The sequence below is a fragment of the Mucilaginibacter sp. Bleaf8 genome, assembly GCF_018390515.1.
GTDB lineage: Bacteria > Bacteroidota > Bacteroidia > Sphingobacteriales > Sphingobacteriaceae > Mucilaginibacter.
In genome coordinates this window covers 201426-218402 of sequence record NZ_JAHBBK010000001.1, presented here as the reverse complement: position 1 = coordinate 218402, position 16977 = coordinate 201426, and the positions used below count along the sequence as shown (strand labels likewise).

The following is a 16977-nucleotide window of genomic DNA, read 5'->3' as shown; positions in this document are numbered from 1 at the left end:
AGCTTGTTTTTTAGTTAGATGCTTTTCATTACATCTGCAAAGATTTCGTAAGATCGAAGCCTTGCAGTATGTTCAAATATATGAGAAGTTACCATTACTTCATCTACCTGTGTTTTGGCAATAAAATTCTTTATATCCTGCTTAAGTTTTTCAGGTCCGCCGGTGAACAGATAAGTAAGCATCTGGCCTACGGCATGTTGCTCATAATAGCTCCATACATCTTCCATACGTTGCACCGGCGGTTGCAGTAATTGACGCTTACCGGTAACCACACCCATAAAAAACTGCTTTAATGAGGTAGACTGGTATTCGGCTTCTTCATCGGTATCTGCCGCTATTACGTTTATGCACGATAATACATACGGGCGGTCAAGAAACTTTGAGGGCTTAAAATTTTGCCGGTAAATATCGATAGCCGTCAAAAAATGCGTGGGTGCAAAATGGCTGGCAAAAGCATAAGGCAAACCCATAGCAGCAGCAAGATATGCACTGTCAGGACTTGAACCCAGTATCCATATTGGGATGTCCAATCCTTCACCAGGTATGGCTCTAACTTTTGAAGTGCTGTTTTCTGCCGAGAAGAACATTTGCAGCCTTTGCACATCTGCCGGGAAATTTTCAGCGGCATGGATATTTTCGCCACGGATGGCAAGCGCCGTAAGCTGGTCGGAGCCGGGTGCCCGGCCCAGGCCCAAATCGATACGGCCCGGATATAAGGATGCTAACGTACCAAACTGCTCGGCAACAACCAGGGGTGCATGGTTGGGCAACATAATACCGCCCGAGCCAACGCGAATACTGTTTGTGCCGCCTGCTACATAACCTATCAATACTGCCGTTGCAGAGCTGGCTACGTTTACCATGTTGTGGTGCTCGGCAAACCAGTACCGGGAGTATCCCAGCTGTTCGGCATGTTGTGCTAATTCCAAACTATTCTTAAACGTATCTGCCGGAACCTGTCCTTCGGCCACACTGGCCAGGTCAAGTACAGCATATTTTATATTGTTTGCTGAATTTTCCATATTAAAACTTCCCAAGAGGTATTTCCTCCCATAAAAGTAACCAAAGGTAAATCCTCCAGAGTTTATTCGCTAGCTACGCAACATTATATGACGTTTATACCACATTCAATACTTCATAGCTGCATAGGGTTAAATTGAATATCTTTTACTTGCATGTCAATCCATTATTGACTGGAATTTTTAAAAATTAAAAACAAACATCTGATGTTTAAAATAAACATCGTATGTTTGCAGAAATATTTGAATATGGACAGTAAGGAAAAACTGGGCGATAAAGTAATCAAGCTGATTCAAAGTGATATTACACAAGGCAGGTTTAAGCTGAATGAGAAAATTCCGGCCGAGCCGGAATTGATGAAGCTATATGGGGTTGGCCGTTCTACCATCCGCGAAGCCATTAAAACACTAGCTACAGCTGGCATTTTAAAAGTGCAGCAAGGTTCGGGTACGTTTGTCAATTCGTCCGTAAATACCGAAACTATCGACCAGCGCCTGAAGCGGGCCGACTTTGAAGAAATCAACGCTGTCAGAAAGTTGCTTGAGATAGAAATTGTTACGCTGGCTACCCAGCATCACTCAACCAACCATATAACGGATATTGAACACAGTCTCGAAAAAAGAAAACAAGCCATTATGGCCGAGCAGCGACAGGCCTGCATTGATGCTGATATTGAATTTCACCTGGCTATTGCACGGGCTTCATCAAACTCTGTATTAGCCGATTTATACCAAAGCTTTACACTTATTATACGCGATTTCTTTTCAAAGCGCGAGGCGCAGGGCATCAGCCATTTTGCTATGAGTCATCACCTACACGAGGCCCTTTTCACCGCAATAAAAAACAAGGACGTTGAACAGGCACAGCAAATCACTAAAAATATTCTGAACAATAATTATTAATCATCATGACTATACTTACATTTTCTATCATACTGCTGGTCGGCGCTTATCTGGCTGGCCTGGTTGGATCGCTTACCGGACTGGGTGGCGGCGTTGTTGTCATTCCCCTGCTTACACTTGTTTTTCAGGTGGATATTCGTTATGCCATCGGCGCAGCATTGCTGGCTTCTATCGCCAACTCATCGGGTGCGGCAAGTGCTTACGTTAAGGAGGGAATCACAAATATCAGGCTGGGTATGTTCCTGGAAATTGCAACAACGGTTGGAGCCGTTATTGGTGCAGTAGTGGCAGTATATACACCTACCAATACCATAGCCATACTATTTGGCGTGATCTTGCTGTTCTCGGCAGCCATGACCTTGCGAAAGAAAAACCAGGAAGCACTAACAGAAGGCAGCAAGCTGGCGGATAGGCTAAAACTCAATAACAGCTACCCTACTAAAGATGGTGAAGTAAGCTACAAATTAAAAAATGTAGGCGCAGGCTTTTCAATCATGACGGTGGCCGGTGTTCTTTCCGGATTGCTGGGCATAGGCTCGGGTGCATTAAAAGTACTGGCCATGGATACCACCATGCATATTCCTTTTAAGGTAAGCACTACCACCAGCAACTTCATGATTGGTGTTACAGCTGCGGCCAGCGCCGTGGTATACCTTCAACGCGGTTATATGGACCCGGGCATTGCGTTTCCGGTAGTGCTGGGCGTATTGGGCGGCGCATTTACCGGCTCTAAGCTCCTTACCCGTATTGATCCTAAAGTGTTGCGCTACATATTTTGTATAGCCATCACATTTGTAGCAGCCGAGATGATTTATAACGGCATCAATCACCAATTTTAAAAAGAAACGAACATGAAAAAGATTTTATCAAAAGGCTTTTGGGCCGATCAGGATATTGAGCAGTTAATTGGCCAGCTGTTGCGTTATGGCGTTGTTACGGCCAGTACCATTGTGTTACTTGGCGGTATTATCTACCTCATACAGTTAGGGCAAGCTCCTCGCCCCTCTTATCATCAATTTGTAGGTGAAACCGCCGGCTACACTACTTTTAGTGGCATTATCACCAATGCATTTCAATTTAACGCCAAGGGCATTATACAACTTGGTGTAATGGTATTAATTGCCACACCTATATTACGTATTGTGTTCTCCCTTATAGGCTTCACACTCGAAAAGGATAAATTGTACATTGTAATTACGTTAATTGTATTAAGCGTTATGCTCTTTAGTACGATAGGCGGCTTAAAAATATAAGCCACCTAACTATGATAAGCCATCCCAAAAAGGAAATTTAACTTTTATTTTAAAATGTGATTTTCTTTTCCTTATGTTTACCGCAACTTTAGGGGTGTCCTTTAATGGACTGAGATAATACCCTTTGAACCTGATCCAGGTAATGCTGGCGAAGGGAAAAGTGATGGCATCGCTATATGCGCTGTTTTTTCTTTCCTTGTACGGGGACATTCCTACAGTTAGCTTTTTTAAATGCAACGCAATGGAAGTCACCGTTAATCAGCAAAATTATATTGTTCCGGATGATTGCAATGTGCAGGTACTGCTCAGCGATGTGCTGCACCAGTATGCACAGGGCCTGGCTGTAGCCATCAACGAAACCATCGTTCCCAAAACCCAATGGGAAACGCATAGCCTGCAATCCAACGACAATATCATTATCATTAAAGCCACCCAGGGAGGTTAAAACACAAATAGCGCCATCATGAAAACAGAAAAAATTCCTACGGAACAAGTTATCACCACTACCCCGTTTCCCGGATCACGTAAAATTTATGTAAAAGGGCAATTGCATCCTATCAGCGTAGCCATGCGCGAAATAGCGTTGAGCGACACCAAACTGCATGGCCGCTTCGGCGAAACGGAGCCCAATGCACCGGTAACTGTTTATGACACCAGCGGTCCGTATACCGATCCAAACGCTGAAATAGACGTAAAAAAAGGCCTGCCCCGCCTGCGCGAGAGCTGGATTACGGAGCGTGGCGATGTAGAGCAACTCGACCTTATATCATCCGACTATGGTCGCCAGCGGCTGAATGATGTAGGTTTAGATCATTTACGCTTCGCCCATCAAAGTGCACCCTACCGGGCCAAACCAGGCATGAACGTTTCGCAACTGCACTATGCCAAAAAAGGAATCATTACGCCTGAAATGGAATACATTGCCATTCGCGAAAACCAACGCATTGATTTGCTGAGGGAGCAACTGAACGGACAATACGCAACGCTTGGACAGCAACACGCCGGGCATAGCTTTGGTGCCAATACCCCCAAGGGGTATATAACGCCCGAATTTGTAAGAGATGAAGTGGCAGCCGGTCGTGCTGTAATTCCGTCCAATATCAATCACCCCGAAAGTGAACCGATGATTATCGGGCGCAACTTCCTGGTAAAAATCAACGCCAACATTGGCAACTCAGCCGTTACCTCGAGCATTGAGGAGGAAGTTGAAAAAGCCGTATGGGCCTGCCGCTGGGGTGCTGATACTATTATGGATTTATCCACCGGTAAAAACATTCACGAAACCCGCGAATGGATTATACGTAACTCACCTGTGCCAATTGGTACCGTGCCTATATACCAGGCGCTGGAAAAAGTTAACGGCAAAGCCGAAGACCTGACCTGGGAATTGTTCCGGGATACGTTGATTGAGCAGGCCGAGCAAGGTGTAGATTACTTTACAATCCACGCCGGCGTGCTGTTGCGTTACATTCCGTTAACCGCTAAAAGGGTAACGGGTATTGTATCACGAGGCGGCTCTATTATGGCTAAATGGTGTTTGGCACATCATAAAGAAAACTTTTTATATACGCATTTTGAGGAAATATGCGAGATTATGAAAGCTTATGACGTAGCCTTTTCTTTGGGCGATGGCTTACGCCCCGGCAGTATTGCCGATGCCAACGACGCGGCACAATTTTCGGAACTGGAAACCTTGGGCGAACTTACTAAAATTGCATGGAAACACGATGTACAAACGATTATCGAAGGCCCCGGCCACATACCCATGCACATGATTAAGGAAAACATGGACAAGCAATTAAAGCATTGCGCCGAAGCTCCTTTTTATACTTTAGGCCCACTTACTACCGATATTGCTCCGGGTTATGATCATATCACATCGGCCATTGGCGCAGCTATGATCGGCTGGTTTGGCACAGCCATGCTTTGCTACGTTACACCGAAAGAACATTTAGGCTTACCCAACAAGAAAGACGTTAAAGATGGTGTAATAACCTATAAAATTGCAGCACATGCCGCCGACCTGGCCAAAGGCCACCCGGGAGCGCAATACCGCGACAATGCTTTGAGTAAAGCGCGTTTTGAATTCAGGTGGGAAGACCAGTTTAACCTGGCGCTTGACCCGGATACGGCACGCGAGTTTCACGACGAAACCCTGCCGGCAGATGGCGCCAAAGTAGCGCACTTCTGCTCCATGTGCGGACCAAATTTCTGCTCCATGAAAATTACGCAGGATGTGCGCGACTACGCCAAAGATAACGGTCTGGATGGCGAAGACGCCTTACTGAAAGGTATGGAAGCCAAGTCAAAAGAATTTGCGGCCAAGGGCAGCGAACTATATCTGTAAGCCATGCAATTGATTGTGATTTCGAGCGCGGATAACATTGCCGGGGAAGCGGCTATAATAAATAGCCTGTTTAATGCAGGGTTAACACGCTTTCATTTGCGTAAGCCCGGTAACAGCATCGCGGAAACATGTGCATTGCTTAACGGAATCAATCCTGTTTTTTATGACCGTATTGGATTGCATCAGCATCACGCATTGGCACCAACGTATGGCATAACGCGGCTGCATTACACAGAGCAAATGCGCATGCAAACAACGGCAAGTGCGCTGAAATCACAACAAAAAAACGGTTATAAGCTGAGCACATCGATACACGATGCTCAGCTTATTCCTTCGCTTACAGCTTTCGACTATGTTTTTATAGGACCGGTGTTCGATAGCTTATCCAAGCCGGGATACCGAAGTAGTATGAGGCCGGACTTTCAGTTGAATAACAAACCGGCAGGTCCGCAGGTAATTGCCTTAGGCGGCGTACAGCATCACCATCTGCTAACAGTAAAAGTGATGGGCTTTAATGGAGCCGCAGTATTGGGAGCTATCTGGAACCATCCGGAAAAAGCTATACAAACTTTTGAACAGTTACAGGCCAGCATACCTGATTAATAACAAAACACATGATTGACAGACTTCATTATATTTCACAACCTGCTAAAGATGGCTCACATCTCACAGCCATACAAAACGCTTTGATAGCCGGCTGCCAATGGGTACAACTGCGGGTAAAAGATGAATCGGCAGCTGATATTTTAGCCTTCGCTACCGAAGCAGCGGCGCTGTGTAAGGCCTATAATGCCAGGCTTATCATTAATGACCATCCCGAAATAGCGCTTAAAGCCGGGGCCTACGGCGTACATTTAGGATTGGATGACATGCCTATCAGCCTGGCCCGTTCCATTGTTGGCGACCAATTAATTATTGGCGGCACCGCCAATACGTTTAATCACGTGACTCAGCGCGTAGCCGAAGGTGTGGATTACATAGGCTTGGGGCCATATCGTTTCACCACAACCAAAAAGAAACTGAGTCCAGTTTTGGGCTTGGAGGGTTATGATGCAATTATGGTGCAAGCCAGGCAGGCTGGCATCCAAACACCCATCATCGCTATTGGTGGTATAGAAGCAGATGATGTTCCGCTTATTATTCAAACTGGTGTATATGGCGTAGCCGTATCGGGTGCCATTACCCATGCTATAGATCGCGCTGCTGTGGTAAAAAGCATCTATGAACACTTAAGTATTAGCCATCAGGCAGATTCTACTGTTAATCTTTAATCTATCAAAGTCATGTTTCAGATAGCAGACACTACTTTCCACTCCCGCCTGTTTACCGGAACCGGCAAATTCAGTTCATCTGCCCTTATGGAAGATGCATTGCTGGCTTCAGGGTCTGAGTTGGTGACCGTAGCTTTAAAACGGGTTGATGTAAAAAACAACGATACAGATGATATTTTGAGTCATCTTAAACACACGCATATTAATTTATTGCCCAACACCTCTGGCGTGCGCAACGCCCGGGAAGCCATATTTGCAGCACAACTGGCCCGTGAAGCGTTGGAGACGAACTGGATCAAGCTGGAAATACATCCCGATCCCAAATACCTGATGCCCGACCCTATCGAAACCCTGAAAGCTACAGAGGAGCTGGCTAAACTTGGATTCATCGTGCTACCTTACATTCATGCCGACCCCGTATTATGTAAACGGCTGGAAGATGCCGGCACCTCGGCAGTTATGCCGCTGGGCTCTCCCATTGGCAGTAATAAAGGGTTAAAAACAATCGACTTTTTGGAGATCATCATTGACCAAAGTAACGTGCCAGTAGTGGTGGATGCAGGTATAGGTTCACCGTCCGATGCGGCCAAAGCGATGGAGATCGGCGCCGATGCTGTGCTGGTAAACACAGCCATAGCCGTATCAACCAACCCGGTGCAAATGGCTGCCGCTTTTAAGCTGGCTGTTGAAGCCGGCCGGATGGCCTTTGAAGCTAAATTAGCAAAAGCAGTATCACATGCGGTTGCCAGCAGCCCGCTAACTTCTTTTTTGGATGAATAGCTTTACCAACCTTTTCGAAACCTACAATTGGGATGAGACGAAACAAAGCATCTACGCTAAAACCAGCGACGATGTGTTGAAAGCCTTATCTGCCAGGAAGCGCACGCTTGAAGATTTTAAAGCGCTTGTATCTCCGGCTGCCGCACCTTACCTGGAGCAAATGGCACAGTTAAGTCAGCAGTTGACATTGAAGCGCTTTGGCAAGGTGATACAAATGTATGTACCGCTTTATCTATCCAACGAGTGCAACAATATCTGCACCTACTGTGGCTTTAGCTATGATAACAAACTGCGGCGAAAAACACTTTCGCCCATCGAAATTATGCAGGAAGTTGCGGTAATTAAAGATATGGGCTATGATCATGTGCTGCTGGTTACCGGCGAAGCCAACCAGACTGTACATGTAGATTATTTTAAGAAAGTACTGGAGCTGATACGGCCACACTTCGCCCATATATCCATGGAAGTACAGCCGCTTGATTTGGAAGATTATCAGGAACTAACGCCTTATGGTTTAAACACGGTGCTGGTTTACCAGGAAACCTATCATCAGGACGATTATAAAAAGCATCATCCAAAGGGCAAAAAATCGAATTTTCAATACCGGTTGGAAACGCCCGACCGGTTAGGGCAAGCAGGCATACATAAAATGGGTTTAGGGGTGCTAATTGGCCTGGAAGATTGGCGTACCGACTCACTCTTTACAGCATTGCACCTGAATTACCTGGAAAAGAAATACTGGCAAAGCAAATACAGTCTGTCCTTTCCGCGGTTACGCCCTTTTAGCGGCGGGTTGGAGCCTAAGGTGGAGATGAATGACCGGGAGCTGGTGCAGTTGATTTGCGCCTACCGTATTTTTAATGAAGAAGTAGAATTGTCCATCTCCACACGCGAGTCGCCCAGCTTTAGGAACCATATTGTAAAGCTGGGCATAACTTCGATGAGTGCCGGGTCGAAAACCAATCCGGGCGGTTATGCGGTTGAACCCGAATCGTTAGAACAATTTGAGATATCGGATGAGCGAAGCCCCACTGAGATTGCCCGCGTTATTCAGTCCCAAGGGTATGAGCCGGTTTGGAAAGACTGGGACAGTTGTTTGACCTGATAATTGATAACCGATGTTTGAAAAAGAAGAACTGAAAAGGTACAGCCGTCAAGTGATATTACCAGAATTAGGATTGGACGGGCAGCAAAAATTAAAGCAAGCCAAAGTGCTAATGGTGGGCGCCGGTGGTTTGGGATGCCCTGTTTTACAGTACCTGGTTGCAGCTGGTGTTGGCACCATAGGTATTATTGATGATGACGTGGTCGATATAAGTAATTTGCATAGGCAAATATTATATTCGGTTAACGATGTTGGCAGCAATAAGGCCATTGTGGCAAAAGAAAAGCTGCAGTTGCTTAACTCATACGTACAAATAACCGCCTGTACAGAACGCCTAACCGAACACAATATCAGCGAAATTATAAAACGATATGATTTGGTAATAGATGGTTCGGACAACTTCCCTACCCGCTACCTGGTAAATGATACTTGTGTAGCATTGAATAAGCCATTAGTATTTGGTTCTATCTTCAAGTTCGAGGGGCAAGTATCGGTATTCAACTGTCAGAACGGCCCGAATTACCGCGACCTTTTTCCAGAACCACCCGGCGCTGGCGAAGTACCTAATTGCGCAGAGATTGGTGTAATTGGCGTATTGCCTGGCATGGTAGGCACCTTTATGGCTAATGAGGCAATCAAAGTTATTTGCGGCATAGGCGATGTACTATCCGGAAAGCTATTAACCGTTGATGCGCTGGACAGTTCCGTTAGAACGTTTAAGTTTGCCCGAACGCAGGCACAACCTATACCTGTCACAAAAGCGGTTGACATAGCCAAACACTTTCAGGAAATTGATATGAAGCAACTGGATGCATGGCGAGTGAGCGTACCAGAACAAATAATCCTTGTGGACGTACGCGAAAACTACGAGTTTGAGAATTTCAATATAGGCGGCATCAACGTTCCACTGTACGAACTCCCGGAAAAGTTTCAAAGCCTGCCCACTAACAAAAAGCTGATTTTCATATGCGAAACCGGCCAGCGCAGCAAGATGGCTATCCATCTGCTGACACCACTTTTAAAAGCCGAAATGTACAGTTTATCGAATGGTATCAGGCAACATACAGTTTAACCGGATGACATCGTTACTACATCAATATTTACCAGTACTCACCATAGCCGGATCAGACAGTGGCGGCGGTGCCGGCATACAAGCCGACATGAAAACTTTTGCTGCCTTAGGCTGCTATGGCACATCAGCAATAACTGCGATTACCGTGCAAAACACGTTGGGTGTAAGCGCTATTCACCCGGTACCGGCAGAGATTGTTGCAGGTCAAATTGCCGCCGTTATAAATGACATTAAGCCAAAAGCAATTAAGATAGGTATGTTACCTAATGCGGAAACAATCCGGGCTGTAGCCCGCCTGTTAAAGTCCTACCCCGGTACACCTGTCATACTTGACCCTGTCAGTGTAGCTTCAAGCGGATATAAGTTAATGAATGAAGAAGCGGTTGGAATCTTACAACAGGAGTTATTCCCGCTGGCTACACTCCTTACGCCTAACCTGCCCGAAGCTGCTATGCTTACCGGATTACCTGTAGCTAATTTAGCCGACATGTATAGTGCAGCTTCAAGAATATTAAAAAGTGGATGCAAAGCAGTATTACTTAAAGGCGGCCATTTAACAGGCAATAAATTATACAATGTATATGTTGATGAAAGCGGTTACCGGCAGCAATTTGAGTCTGACTATATAGCATCAGTAAGCACACACGGAACGGGTTGTACATTGTCATCTGCCATAACCGCATACCTTGCCCGCGGATTGGGCTTAATACAAGCCATTGAACAAGCCGGCACTTATGTAAACAATGCCATAGCGCATGGAAAAGCGGTTAAAACCGGTGAAGGGAACGGCCCACTAAACCACTTTTTTGCGCCGGAACCAGCAATTAAAGTTAATCTGTCTTAAGCAAGTCATCCTAAGTCTATTAGTTGGCTTAGCGTGAGTATTGCTTAAAAAAGCGCCAGATTTCTTCGCAGGCATTTAAGTTGTTGGATACCATGCCCACAAAGTTTACGGGTGCATATTGCGGTCGGCCCGGCCAGGTATGTCCTCCGTTTACCACGGTATAACCGATCACCTTAACGACGTTATCTGGGTTGATATATTCGTGTTTGATGATTTTCGTACCATCACCTGCTCTATCGCCTATCTCAGTAACTTTAGGTTCATCTACACAATTATTTACATTGACCCATAGGTGTAGCAACTCCTCGTGGCCAAATACATTTCCGCCGGCAGCCTTGGTTGGGCCGCCTGCAAATGGCACTATATTGTCTTTAGTACCATGTATGTACAAAACAGGCATACTTTGTTCGGGCCTTATGTACGATGCTTTATCCAGTGTGGCGGCAACAGCGGCAATGGCTGCTATGCGCTCCGGTATTTCGCAGGCAAGCCGCGAAGCCATAAAGCCACCGTTAGACATACCGGTAACATAAATGCAGCGCTCATCAACAGGATATTTCTTGATCAGATGACTAATTAGCTGATCGATAAACGAAACATCATCAATACCTGCTTTATTGGCTTTGGTAGCCCGGCCGTCATTCCAAGTTTGCGTGATACCTTCAGGGCAAACAATTAAGAACTGGTCCCGATCAGCCAATGGTCTGAAATCGGCGAAACCCATCATCTGCTCGGCACTTCCCAATGTACCATGCAGTGAAATTATTACAGGCACTTTCTCAGTTTTATCAACCGAATCCGGTATGTAAATCAAATATTGCCGATCCAAACCATATACCAACAAGTGCTCCATTAGCTGCATAGCCACAAAGGTAGAGGATAAAGCTTATTTAAAAAACTTGCTACAGTTTACCTTTATAAAAGACCGTAATACCTATGCACATTGATTTTAAAACAAGAAAGCCCCTGAATTATACTGGGGCTTTCATATTCTTCAATTACAAATTCGCTATTGATGTGCAATAGCTTAATTCAGCTTCTGTGCTTCTTTAACTAATATATTCACTTTATTTTCCAGGTGAATCGTATCGCCAGCAACCCGCACCCGGTCGCCAGTTTTGAACTGAATGTACTTTTTTTCCAGGCGCATAACGCTTAAAGTAGTCATATAGCTGTTTCCATCATCAGCTTTCAGTTCAGCCATATAACCATCTTTCCCAGGGGTAATTTCTCCGATTGTTCCGGTTGCGGTAACCGCATATTTGGTTTGACTCGCATTGCCATCCGGCTGTTTGCTTTCTTGCGGTACAACGGTGGTTGCGGTTGAGTCTTTCGTGATGTTGCCCTGTTTAGTGGTTTGACATGCCGCTAAGGAAAACAGCGTCAGGCTTAAAGCGCCCAGTTTAAATGCGTACTGATTAAGTTTCTTCATGTTATAGTTATGTGTGTTTAAAAGCTAAATTGTCATGCTGTGTAACTTCGGCTTCCGTTAATTGTTTTATAAGTTGGCACGAACGCATCTCCATAACAACACTACGTAATGATAGACGTAAGTATTACAGAAAAGTAAATTTTCAACGATGATTTATAAGATCTCGGAGATGCAGCCAACAAACATTTTCTTAACAATTAACTAACGGTATTTAAAATTTCAGGTAATAGCAAAGCCGAACCTTTGCGGAACATGGAATACATCAGCGCAATTAAGGACGGATGTTTAACTACGTTCAAAATAGTGTACTATCAGTACCATCCTAAATTGTATGCTTATATCTTAAAAAAAACATCATCTGCTTACATTGCCGAAGAAGTTGTGCAGCTTACTTTTATTAAGCTTTGGAATAACAGGGCATCGCTGGCAGAGGAATATGCATTGGATATTCAGATTTTCAGAATTGCCCGTACAACTATGATTGATGAGCTCAGGAAAGATGTAATCCGGAACACTTACCTGAACCGGATTGAACATACCACTGCAAATAACCCTACCGACCAGTTTGCCGACCGCGACACGCTAAAGCATGTTACCAATGCTATTGAGCTACTGCCGCCCATGCGCAAAATGGTTTTTAAGCTTAGCCGGTTCAATCATCTATCTAATGTCGAAATTGCAGAGATGCTTTCCATCTCAACTAAAACGGTAGAAAATCATATTAGTTTAGCGATCAAGGAGCTGCGTAATTCAACACTGCTATCCCTTTCCTTCCTCTGCGTAAGCCAAGCGATATTAAGTAATTGTTAACCATTAGGGGCTACTGCTGTATGGCGCGTATTGTAAGTATATGCAGCCTACAGATGAGCTTATAAAAAGATATTTGAACCGGGAATGCTCACCCGAAGAAGCAGAACAGGTTCACGAGTATCTTAGTAAACATCCTGAAGTTTTAGATGAACACCTGAAAGAGCAGGAATGGAAAAAATTCACTCATTATAAAAACCTTCCACAAGAGCGCTCCGATGCTATCCTGAAAAACATTCTGCAACGGATAGAGCATGTACCAGCAGTAAAAGTCTTCACATTGAACCGCGTATGGATAAGTGGCATTGCTGCATGTATTGCATTAGCTATCGCTACCATATTTATGTACAGATACTTGCAGCCGTCACCAGTAACTACGCAGCCAACCATTGTACATAACCCAACTAAAGTATGGCAGCATACTGTTAATCCAAGCAGGCAAACCCTTTACCTGCGTATGGATGATGGTTCGAGGATTGCCTTAGCTCCAAAATCCGACATACGCTATACCCTGCCGTTCAAGGCTAAAACACGGGATATCTATTTAAATGGTGTTGCTAAATTTTATGTTGCCAAGGATAAAACCAGGCCGTTTACCGTTTATGCCGGCCCACTGGCTACCACAGCGTTGGGTACAGTTTTTAAAATCACTGCATGGCCGGGCAGCACCCGTACCAAGGTTCGCTTACTGAGCGGAAAAGTTAGAGTTGCACAATACAACCACCCGGACACTAATCCTGCATTTTTATTACCGGGTAAAGAACTTGTTTTTGACCAGCATAAGCATACGCTCGAAATCGCATCATTCAGCACAAAACCTTCAGAGTCACCAAAGCCTGCCATTGAAGGTAGCATGCTAATCAGAGGAGATACGGTAACTTTTACCAATCAGCAACTCCCTTTAGTAATAGCCAAGCTACAGCAGGTATACATGGTGCGTATCAAAGCGCAAACCAGTTTGAAAAAGTATTACTTCACCGGCGAATTCAACACCCGAACCGAACAGGTTTCCAACATACTAAACACCATCACCTCCTTAAACAAGCTTCGTTACACTTTGAAAGACAGCACTTACATTATTTCAAAAAATTAAAATCACCTAAGTAAATACAAACTCAACCCAACACAAATCATGTTAAAAATCAACGAAAATTATTTACAAAAGTGTATCCGTACCATGGCTATGCTTTGCGCCCTGCTGCTAGGTACATTAGCAGTACAGGCGCAAACGCAATCGGCAACCGGTATTGTTAAAGACACTACCGGAACGCCCCTCGCCGGTGTAACCGTTAAGGCCGAGAACACCCAAACCGGCAAGGCGGTTAATACCATTACCAGCGGCAGCGGGATATTCACCTTGAACAACCTGCAATCAGGTGGCTCTTACAATTTCACTTTCTCCTACATGGGTTTCGTTACCAAAACCCTTACTGGTTATCAGGCTTCTGCAGATAGTAAGATTTCTGTATCCGTAATATTGAAAGAAAGTGCAACGGCCCTATCGCAAGTAGTTGTAACCGGTTACGGCCGCTCAAGCAAGGCTGAGGTAACAGGCGCTATCTCCTCCGTACAGGCTGAAGATTTTAACCGGGGGGTAATTAGCTCACCAGCACAGTTACTGCAAGGTAAAGTAGCAGGATTAAACGTAACCCGTAGCGGTAACCCTAACGATGCAGGTACCGCCATTTTGCGCGGCCCTTCTACCCTGCGCGATGGCGCACAGCAACCATTTTATGTAATTGATGGCGTACCGGGTGCTTCGATTGACCTGCTTGCACCAGACGATATTATGAGCATTGACGTATTGAAGGACGCGGCATCAACCGCTATATATGGTTCGAGAGCAGCCAATGGTGTTATCATGGTAACCACCCGTCGTGCTAAACCGGGGCAGTCACATTTGAGCTACAGCGTTTATGGCGCTGCTGAGGAAGTATCTAAACGCATTGAAATGTTATCAGGCGATGAATTGCGTAGCTACCTACAGGCAAACAACCGCAGCCTGAACCCGACTGATAATAACGCAGGCGCTAATACTGACTGGCAAAAAGAAGTAACCCGCACCAGTGTTTCACAAAACCATAACCTGTCTTTCAACGGCAACAGCAACCAAACGGCTTATAACGTAAGTTTAAACTACCTGAACAATCAGGGCATTATCAAAACCTCGTCTTTAGAGCGTTTTATTCTGCGTGCCAACGTGGATCAAAAGTTTTTTGAGAACAAGCTGCGCCTTAATGTTTCGGCGGTAAACAGCATCACTGATCGGCAAAATGTGGCCGATCTGGTATACCAGAACATGCTGACTTACCTGCCTGCCGTTAATGTAAAGCAGCCCAATGGAAGTTATACAGAAGATTTTTCAAGAACCCGGAACTATCTGAACCCGGTATCGTTGATTGATAACAACACCTTAAAAAGCAAAACCAAAACTTTTTTGGGCAACGCCATGGCGGAAGCTAACCTGCTGCCCGGATTAAAGTACACTCTTAGTGCTTCGTACCAGGATGAACAAACTAATAACAATACTTATTACAACCGCTTTTCGGGCTTGGCCCAAAACTTTAATGGTTACGCCATCCGTAACACCTATACCAATACGCGCACAATAATTGAATCTTTCTTTAATTACGATAAAACTTTTGGCCGCCACGATATCAAATTACTTGCGGGCTACTCCTGGCAGGAAGATCGCTTGAATGACGGTTTTCAGGCCACTAACCGCAACTTTGTTACCGATGCATTAGGCAACAATAACCTCGGGCTGGGCGACCCGCCGGCAGGAACAGTGGTTGATTATAACCAAACTGTAACCATCTCCACCCTACGCCTCATTTCGTTTTACGGTCGTGCCAATTACAATTATGGCGGTAAATACCTGTTCCAGGCATCCCTGCGCCGCGATGGTTCCTCGGCCTTTGGCGCCAACAACCGCTGGGGCTATTTCCCGTCGGTATCGGCCGGCTGGAACATCAGTCGTGAAAGCTTTATGCAAAATGTGCATTTTGTGGATGATTTGAAACTACGGGCGGGTTATGGCATATCAGGTAATAGCCTCGGCTTTAATCCTTTTACGCGGATATTTTTATATAACACAACCGGGCGATTTTACAACAACGGCAACTACATCAACGCCATCGGCCCATCACAAAACGAAAATGCCGACTTAAAGTGGGAAAGTACCAGTCAGTTGAACATCGGTATTGACTTTGCATTATTCAAGAACATTTTAAGCGGCTCTTTGGATGTTTACGATAAAAGAACATCCGACCTCATCTGGACCTACCCGGTATCAACCACGCAGTATTTTGTGAATACGCTTACAGCTAACGCCGGTAAAATCAGTAACAAAGGCATTGAGGCCACCTTAACTGTGCGCCCGCTAACCGGCTCAAAATTAAAATGGACCAGTACCATCATCCTGGCCCATAATAAAAACAATGTAGAGTCATTATCGAATGACAGGTTTACACTACCTTATGTATACACAGCTTACCTGGGCGGCAAGGGCCAATCGGCCAACTCATCGCAAATTGTAAAAGAGGGTTCGCCTATCGGCACATTCAACATTTGGCAATATGGCGGCAAAAATGCGCAGGGCGTAACGCAAATACGCAAACCGGATGGAACATTAACTACAGCCCCAAGCTCTAATGATTTTATGGTTGCAGGCAATGCCCAGCCAAAATTGCTTTACAGTTGGAATAATACCTTTACATACAAGAACTTTGATTTGAGCTTCTTTGTAAGGGGCGTAGCTGGTAATAAAATTTTAAATGCTACACTGGCCAATTTAAACAGCCCACTGGATGCTACCAATGTGAACATACCCAAATTTACACTGGATGAATCGCCCACAGATAATAATGCATACTTGCTATCTGATCGCTACCTCGAAAGCGGCTCTTATTTACGCTTAGATAACGCAACACTGGGCTATAACTTTCTAATCAAAAACAAAGCTATAAACCGCCTAAGGGTTTATGCCACAGGTAACAACCTTTTTGTAATTACCAAATACCGCGGTATTGATCCTGAAATTAATATGGGAGGCTTAACACCGGGTATTGATAATAATAATTTTTACCCAAAAACACGCTCATTCTTATTAGGCTTAAACGTAACCTTCTAAAAGCATACAATC

General features: G+C 44.9%; 17 protein-coding genes and 1 riboswitch. Of the genes, 14 read left to right on the top strand and 3 right to left on the bottom strand.

Annotated features, from left to right (window positions below; genetic code table 11):
- Positions 1 to 14 precede the first annotated feature (14 nt).
- Positions 15 to 1022, bottom strand: a complete 1008-nt coding sequence (locus KHS38_RS00905; RefSeq protein WP_213486143.1) for an LLM class flavin-dependent oxidoreductase — start codon at positions 1020 to 1022, stop codon at positions 15 to 17.
- A gap of 246 nt (positions 1023 to 1268) precedes the next feature.
- On the opposite strand from KHS38_RS00905, the gene KHS38_RS00900 reads away from it, so the two are divergent.
- From KHS38_RS00900 to thiD, 11 genes are all read left to right on the top strand, one after another.
- Complete coding sequence (locus tag KHS38_RS00900) at positions 1269 to 1922, top strand: FadR/GntR family transcriptional regulator (RefSeq protein WP_213486142.1); 654 nt, start codon at positions 1269 to 1271, stop codon at positions 1920 to 1922.
- A 5-nt stretch (positions 1923 to 1927) separates the two neighbouring features.
- Entirely contained in the window at positions 1928 to 2761 is an 834-nt protein-coding gene (locus KHS38_RS00895; protein ID WP_213486141.1) for a sulfite exporter TauE/SafE family protein, read from the top strand.
- A 12-nt stretch (positions 2762 to 2773) separates the two neighbouring features.
- The gene (locus KHS38_RS00890) at positions 2774 to 3175 is read left to right on the top strand and encodes a DUF1634 domain-containing protein (protein WP_213486139.1); all 402 of its coding nucleotides are present in this window, start codon (positions 2774 to 2776) and stop codon (positions 3173 to 3175) included.
- An 80-nt stretch (positions 3176 to 3255) separates the two neighbouring features.
- Positions 3256 to 3349, top strand: a riboswitch (TPP riboswitch).
- A 67-nt stretch (positions 3350 to 3416) separates the two neighbouring features.
- Positions 3417 to 3620 (top strand): sulfur carrier protein ThiS, encoded by a 204-nt coding sequence (gene thiS / locus KHS38_RS00885; RefSeq protein ID WP_249665238.1) that lies wholly within the window; start codon positions 3417 to 3419, stop codon positions 3618 to 3620.
- 18 nt (positions 3621 to 3638) lie between these two features.
- The gene (gene thiC / locus KHS38_RS00880) at positions 3639 to 5522 is read left to right on the top strand and encodes a phosphomethylpyrimidine synthase ThiC (RefSeq protein ID WP_213486137.1); all 1884 of its coding nucleotides are present in this window, start codon (positions 3639 to 3641) and stop codon (positions 5520 to 5522) included.
- A gap of 3 nt (positions 5523 to 5525) precedes the next feature.
- Positions 5526 to 6125, top strand: a complete 600-nt coding sequence (locus KHS38_RS00875) for a thiamine phosphate synthase (protein ID WP_213486135.1) — start codon at positions 5526 to 5528, stop codon at positions 6123 to 6125.
- Positions 6126 to 6136: 11 nt separating this feature from the next.
- Positions 6137 to 6793: a thiamine phosphate synthase gene (locus tag KHS38_RS00870; protein WP_213486134.1), complete on the top strand. Its 657-nt coding sequence runs from the start codon at positions 6137 to 6139 to the stop codon at positions 6791 to 6793.
- A gap of 12 nt (positions 6794 to 6805) precedes the next feature.
- Entirely contained in the window at positions 6806 to 7573 is a 768-nt protein-coding gene (locus KHS38_RS00865; RefSeq protein WP_213486133.1) for a thiazole synthase, read from the top strand.
- On the top strand, positions 7566 to 8678 hold the full coding sequence (thiH, locus tag KHS38_RS00860) for a 2-iminoacetate synthase ThiH (protein ID WP_213486132.1): 1113 nt from the start codon (positions 7566 to 7568) through the stop codon (positions 8676 to 8678). The genes KHS38_RS00865 and thiH overlap by 8 nt, the downstream gene beginning before the upstream one ends.
- A gap of 13 nt (positions 8679 to 8691) precedes the next feature.
- On the top strand, positions 8692 to 9750 hold the full coding sequence (gene moeB / locus KHS38_RS00855) for a HesA/MoeB/ThiF family protein (RefSeq protein ID WP_213486131.1): 1059 nt from the start codon (positions 8692 to 8694) through the stop codon (positions 9748 to 9750).
- 4 nt (positions 9751 to 9754) lie between these two features.
- Entirely contained in the window at positions 9755 to 10594 is an 840-nt protein-coding gene (gene thiD / locus KHS38_RS00850) for a bifunctional hydroxymethylpyrimidine kinase/phosphomethylpyrimidine kinase (RefSeq protein WP_213486130.1), read from the top strand.
- Positions 10595 to 10622: 28 nt separating this feature from the next.
- Here the strand turns inward: thiD and KHS38_RS00845 are convergent, their stop codons facing one another.
- Both KHS38_RS00845 and KHS38_RS00840 read right to left on the bottom strand, forming a co-directional pair.
- Entirely contained in the window at positions 10623 to 11456 is an 834-nt protein-coding gene (locus KHS38_RS00845) for a CE1 family esterase (protein ID WP_213486128.1), read from the bottom strand.
- A gap of 165 nt (positions 11457 to 11621) precedes the next feature.
- Positions 11622 to 12026 (bottom strand): hypothetical protein, encoded by a 405-nt coding sequence (locus tag KHS38_RS00840; protein WP_213486126.1) that lies wholly within the window; start codon positions 12024 to 12026, stop codon positions 11622 to 11624.
- A gap of 252 nt (positions 12027 to 12278) precedes the next feature.
- Here KHS38_RS00840 and KHS38_RS00835 point away from each other — a divergent pair, with 252 nt between their 5' ends.
- Genes KHS38_RS00835 through KHS38_RS00825 form a run of 3 tightly spaced genes read left to right on the top strand, consistent with a single transcriptional unit; the run spans position 12279 to position 16965 of the window.
- Positions 12279 to 12836: a sigma-70 family RNA polymerase sigma factor gene (locus KHS38_RS00835; RefSeq protein ID WP_213486124.1), complete on the top strand. Its 558-nt coding sequence runs from the start codon at positions 12279 to 12281 to the stop codon at positions 12834 to 12836.
- 40 nt (positions 12837 to 12876) lie between these two features.
- A complete protein-coding gene (locus KHS38_RS00830) occupies positions 12877 to 13926 on the top strand; it encodes a FecR family protein (RefSeq protein WP_213486122.1) in 1050 nt (349 codons plus the stop codon).
- 39 nt (positions 13927 to 13965) lie between these two features.
- Entirely contained in the window at positions 13966 to 16965 is a 3000-nt protein-coding gene (locus KHS38_RS00825) for a SusC/RagA family TonB-linked outer membrane protein (protein WP_249665237.1), read from the top strand.
- Positions 16966 to 16977: the final 12 nt, after the last annotated feature.

Coding starts and splice junctions, on each gene's coding strand:
- KHS38_RS00905 (WP_213486143.1), bottom strand. CDS start 1,022: ATGGAAAATTCAGCAAACAATATAAAATATGCTGTACTTGACCTGGCC.
- KHS38_RS00900 (WP_213486142.1), top strand. CDS start 1,269: ATGGACAGTAAGGAAAAACTGGGCGATAAAGTAATCAAGCTGATTCAA.
- KHS38_RS00895 (WP_213486141.1), top strand. CDS start 1,928: ATGACTATACTTACATTTTCTATCATACTGCTGGTCGGCGCTTATCTG.
- KHS38_RS00890 (WP_213486139.1), top strand. CDS start 2,774: ATGAAAAAGATTTTATCAAAAGGCTTTTGGGCCGATCAGGATATTGAG.
- thiS (WP_249665238.1), top strand. CDS start 3,417: ATGGAAGTCACCGTTAATCAGCAAAATTATATTGTTCCGGATGATTGC.
- thiC (WP_213486137.1), top strand. CDS start 3,639: ATGAAAACAGAAAAAATTCCTACGGAACAAGTTATCACCACTACCCCG.
- KHS38_RS00875 (WP_213486135.1), top strand. CDS start 5,526: ATGCAATTGATTGTGATTTCGAGCGCGGATAACATTGCCGGGGAAGCG.
- KHS38_RS00870 (WP_213486134.1), top strand. CDS start 6,137: ATGATTGACAGACTTCATTATATTTCACAACCTGCTAAAGATGGCTCA.
- KHS38_RS00865 (WP_213486133.1), top strand. CDS start 6,806: ATGTTTCAGATAGCAGACACTACTTTCCACTCCCGCCTGTTTACCGGA.
- thiH (WP_213486132.1), top strand. CDS start 7,566: ATGAATAGCTTTACCAACCTTTTCGAAACCTACAATTGGGATGAGACG.
- moeB (WP_213486131.1), top strand. CDS start 8,692: ATGTTTGAAAAAGAAGAACTGAAAAGGTACAGCCGTCAAGTGATATTA.
- thiD (WP_213486130.1), top strand. CDS start 9,755: ATGACATCGTTACTACATCAATATTTACCAGTACTCACCATAGCCGGA.
- KHS38_RS00845 (WP_213486128.1), bottom strand. CDS start 11,456: ATGCAGCTAATGGAGCACTTGTTGGTATATGGTTTGGATCGGCAATAT.
- KHS38_RS00840 (WP_213486126.1), bottom strand. CDS start 12,026: ATGAAGAAACTTAATCAGTACGCATTTAAACTGGGCGCTTTAAGCCTG.
- KHS38_RS00835 (WP_213486124.1), top strand. CDS start 12,279: ATGGAATACATCAGCGCAATTAAGGACGGATGTTTAACTACGTTCAAA.
- KHS38_RS00830 (WP_213486122.1), top strand. CDS start 12,877: ATGCAGCCTACAGATGAGCTTATAAAAAGATATTTGAACCGGGAATGC.
- KHS38_RS00825 (WP_249665237.1), top strand. CDS start 13,966: ATGTTAAAAATCAACGAAAATTATTTACAAAAGTGTATCCGTACCATG.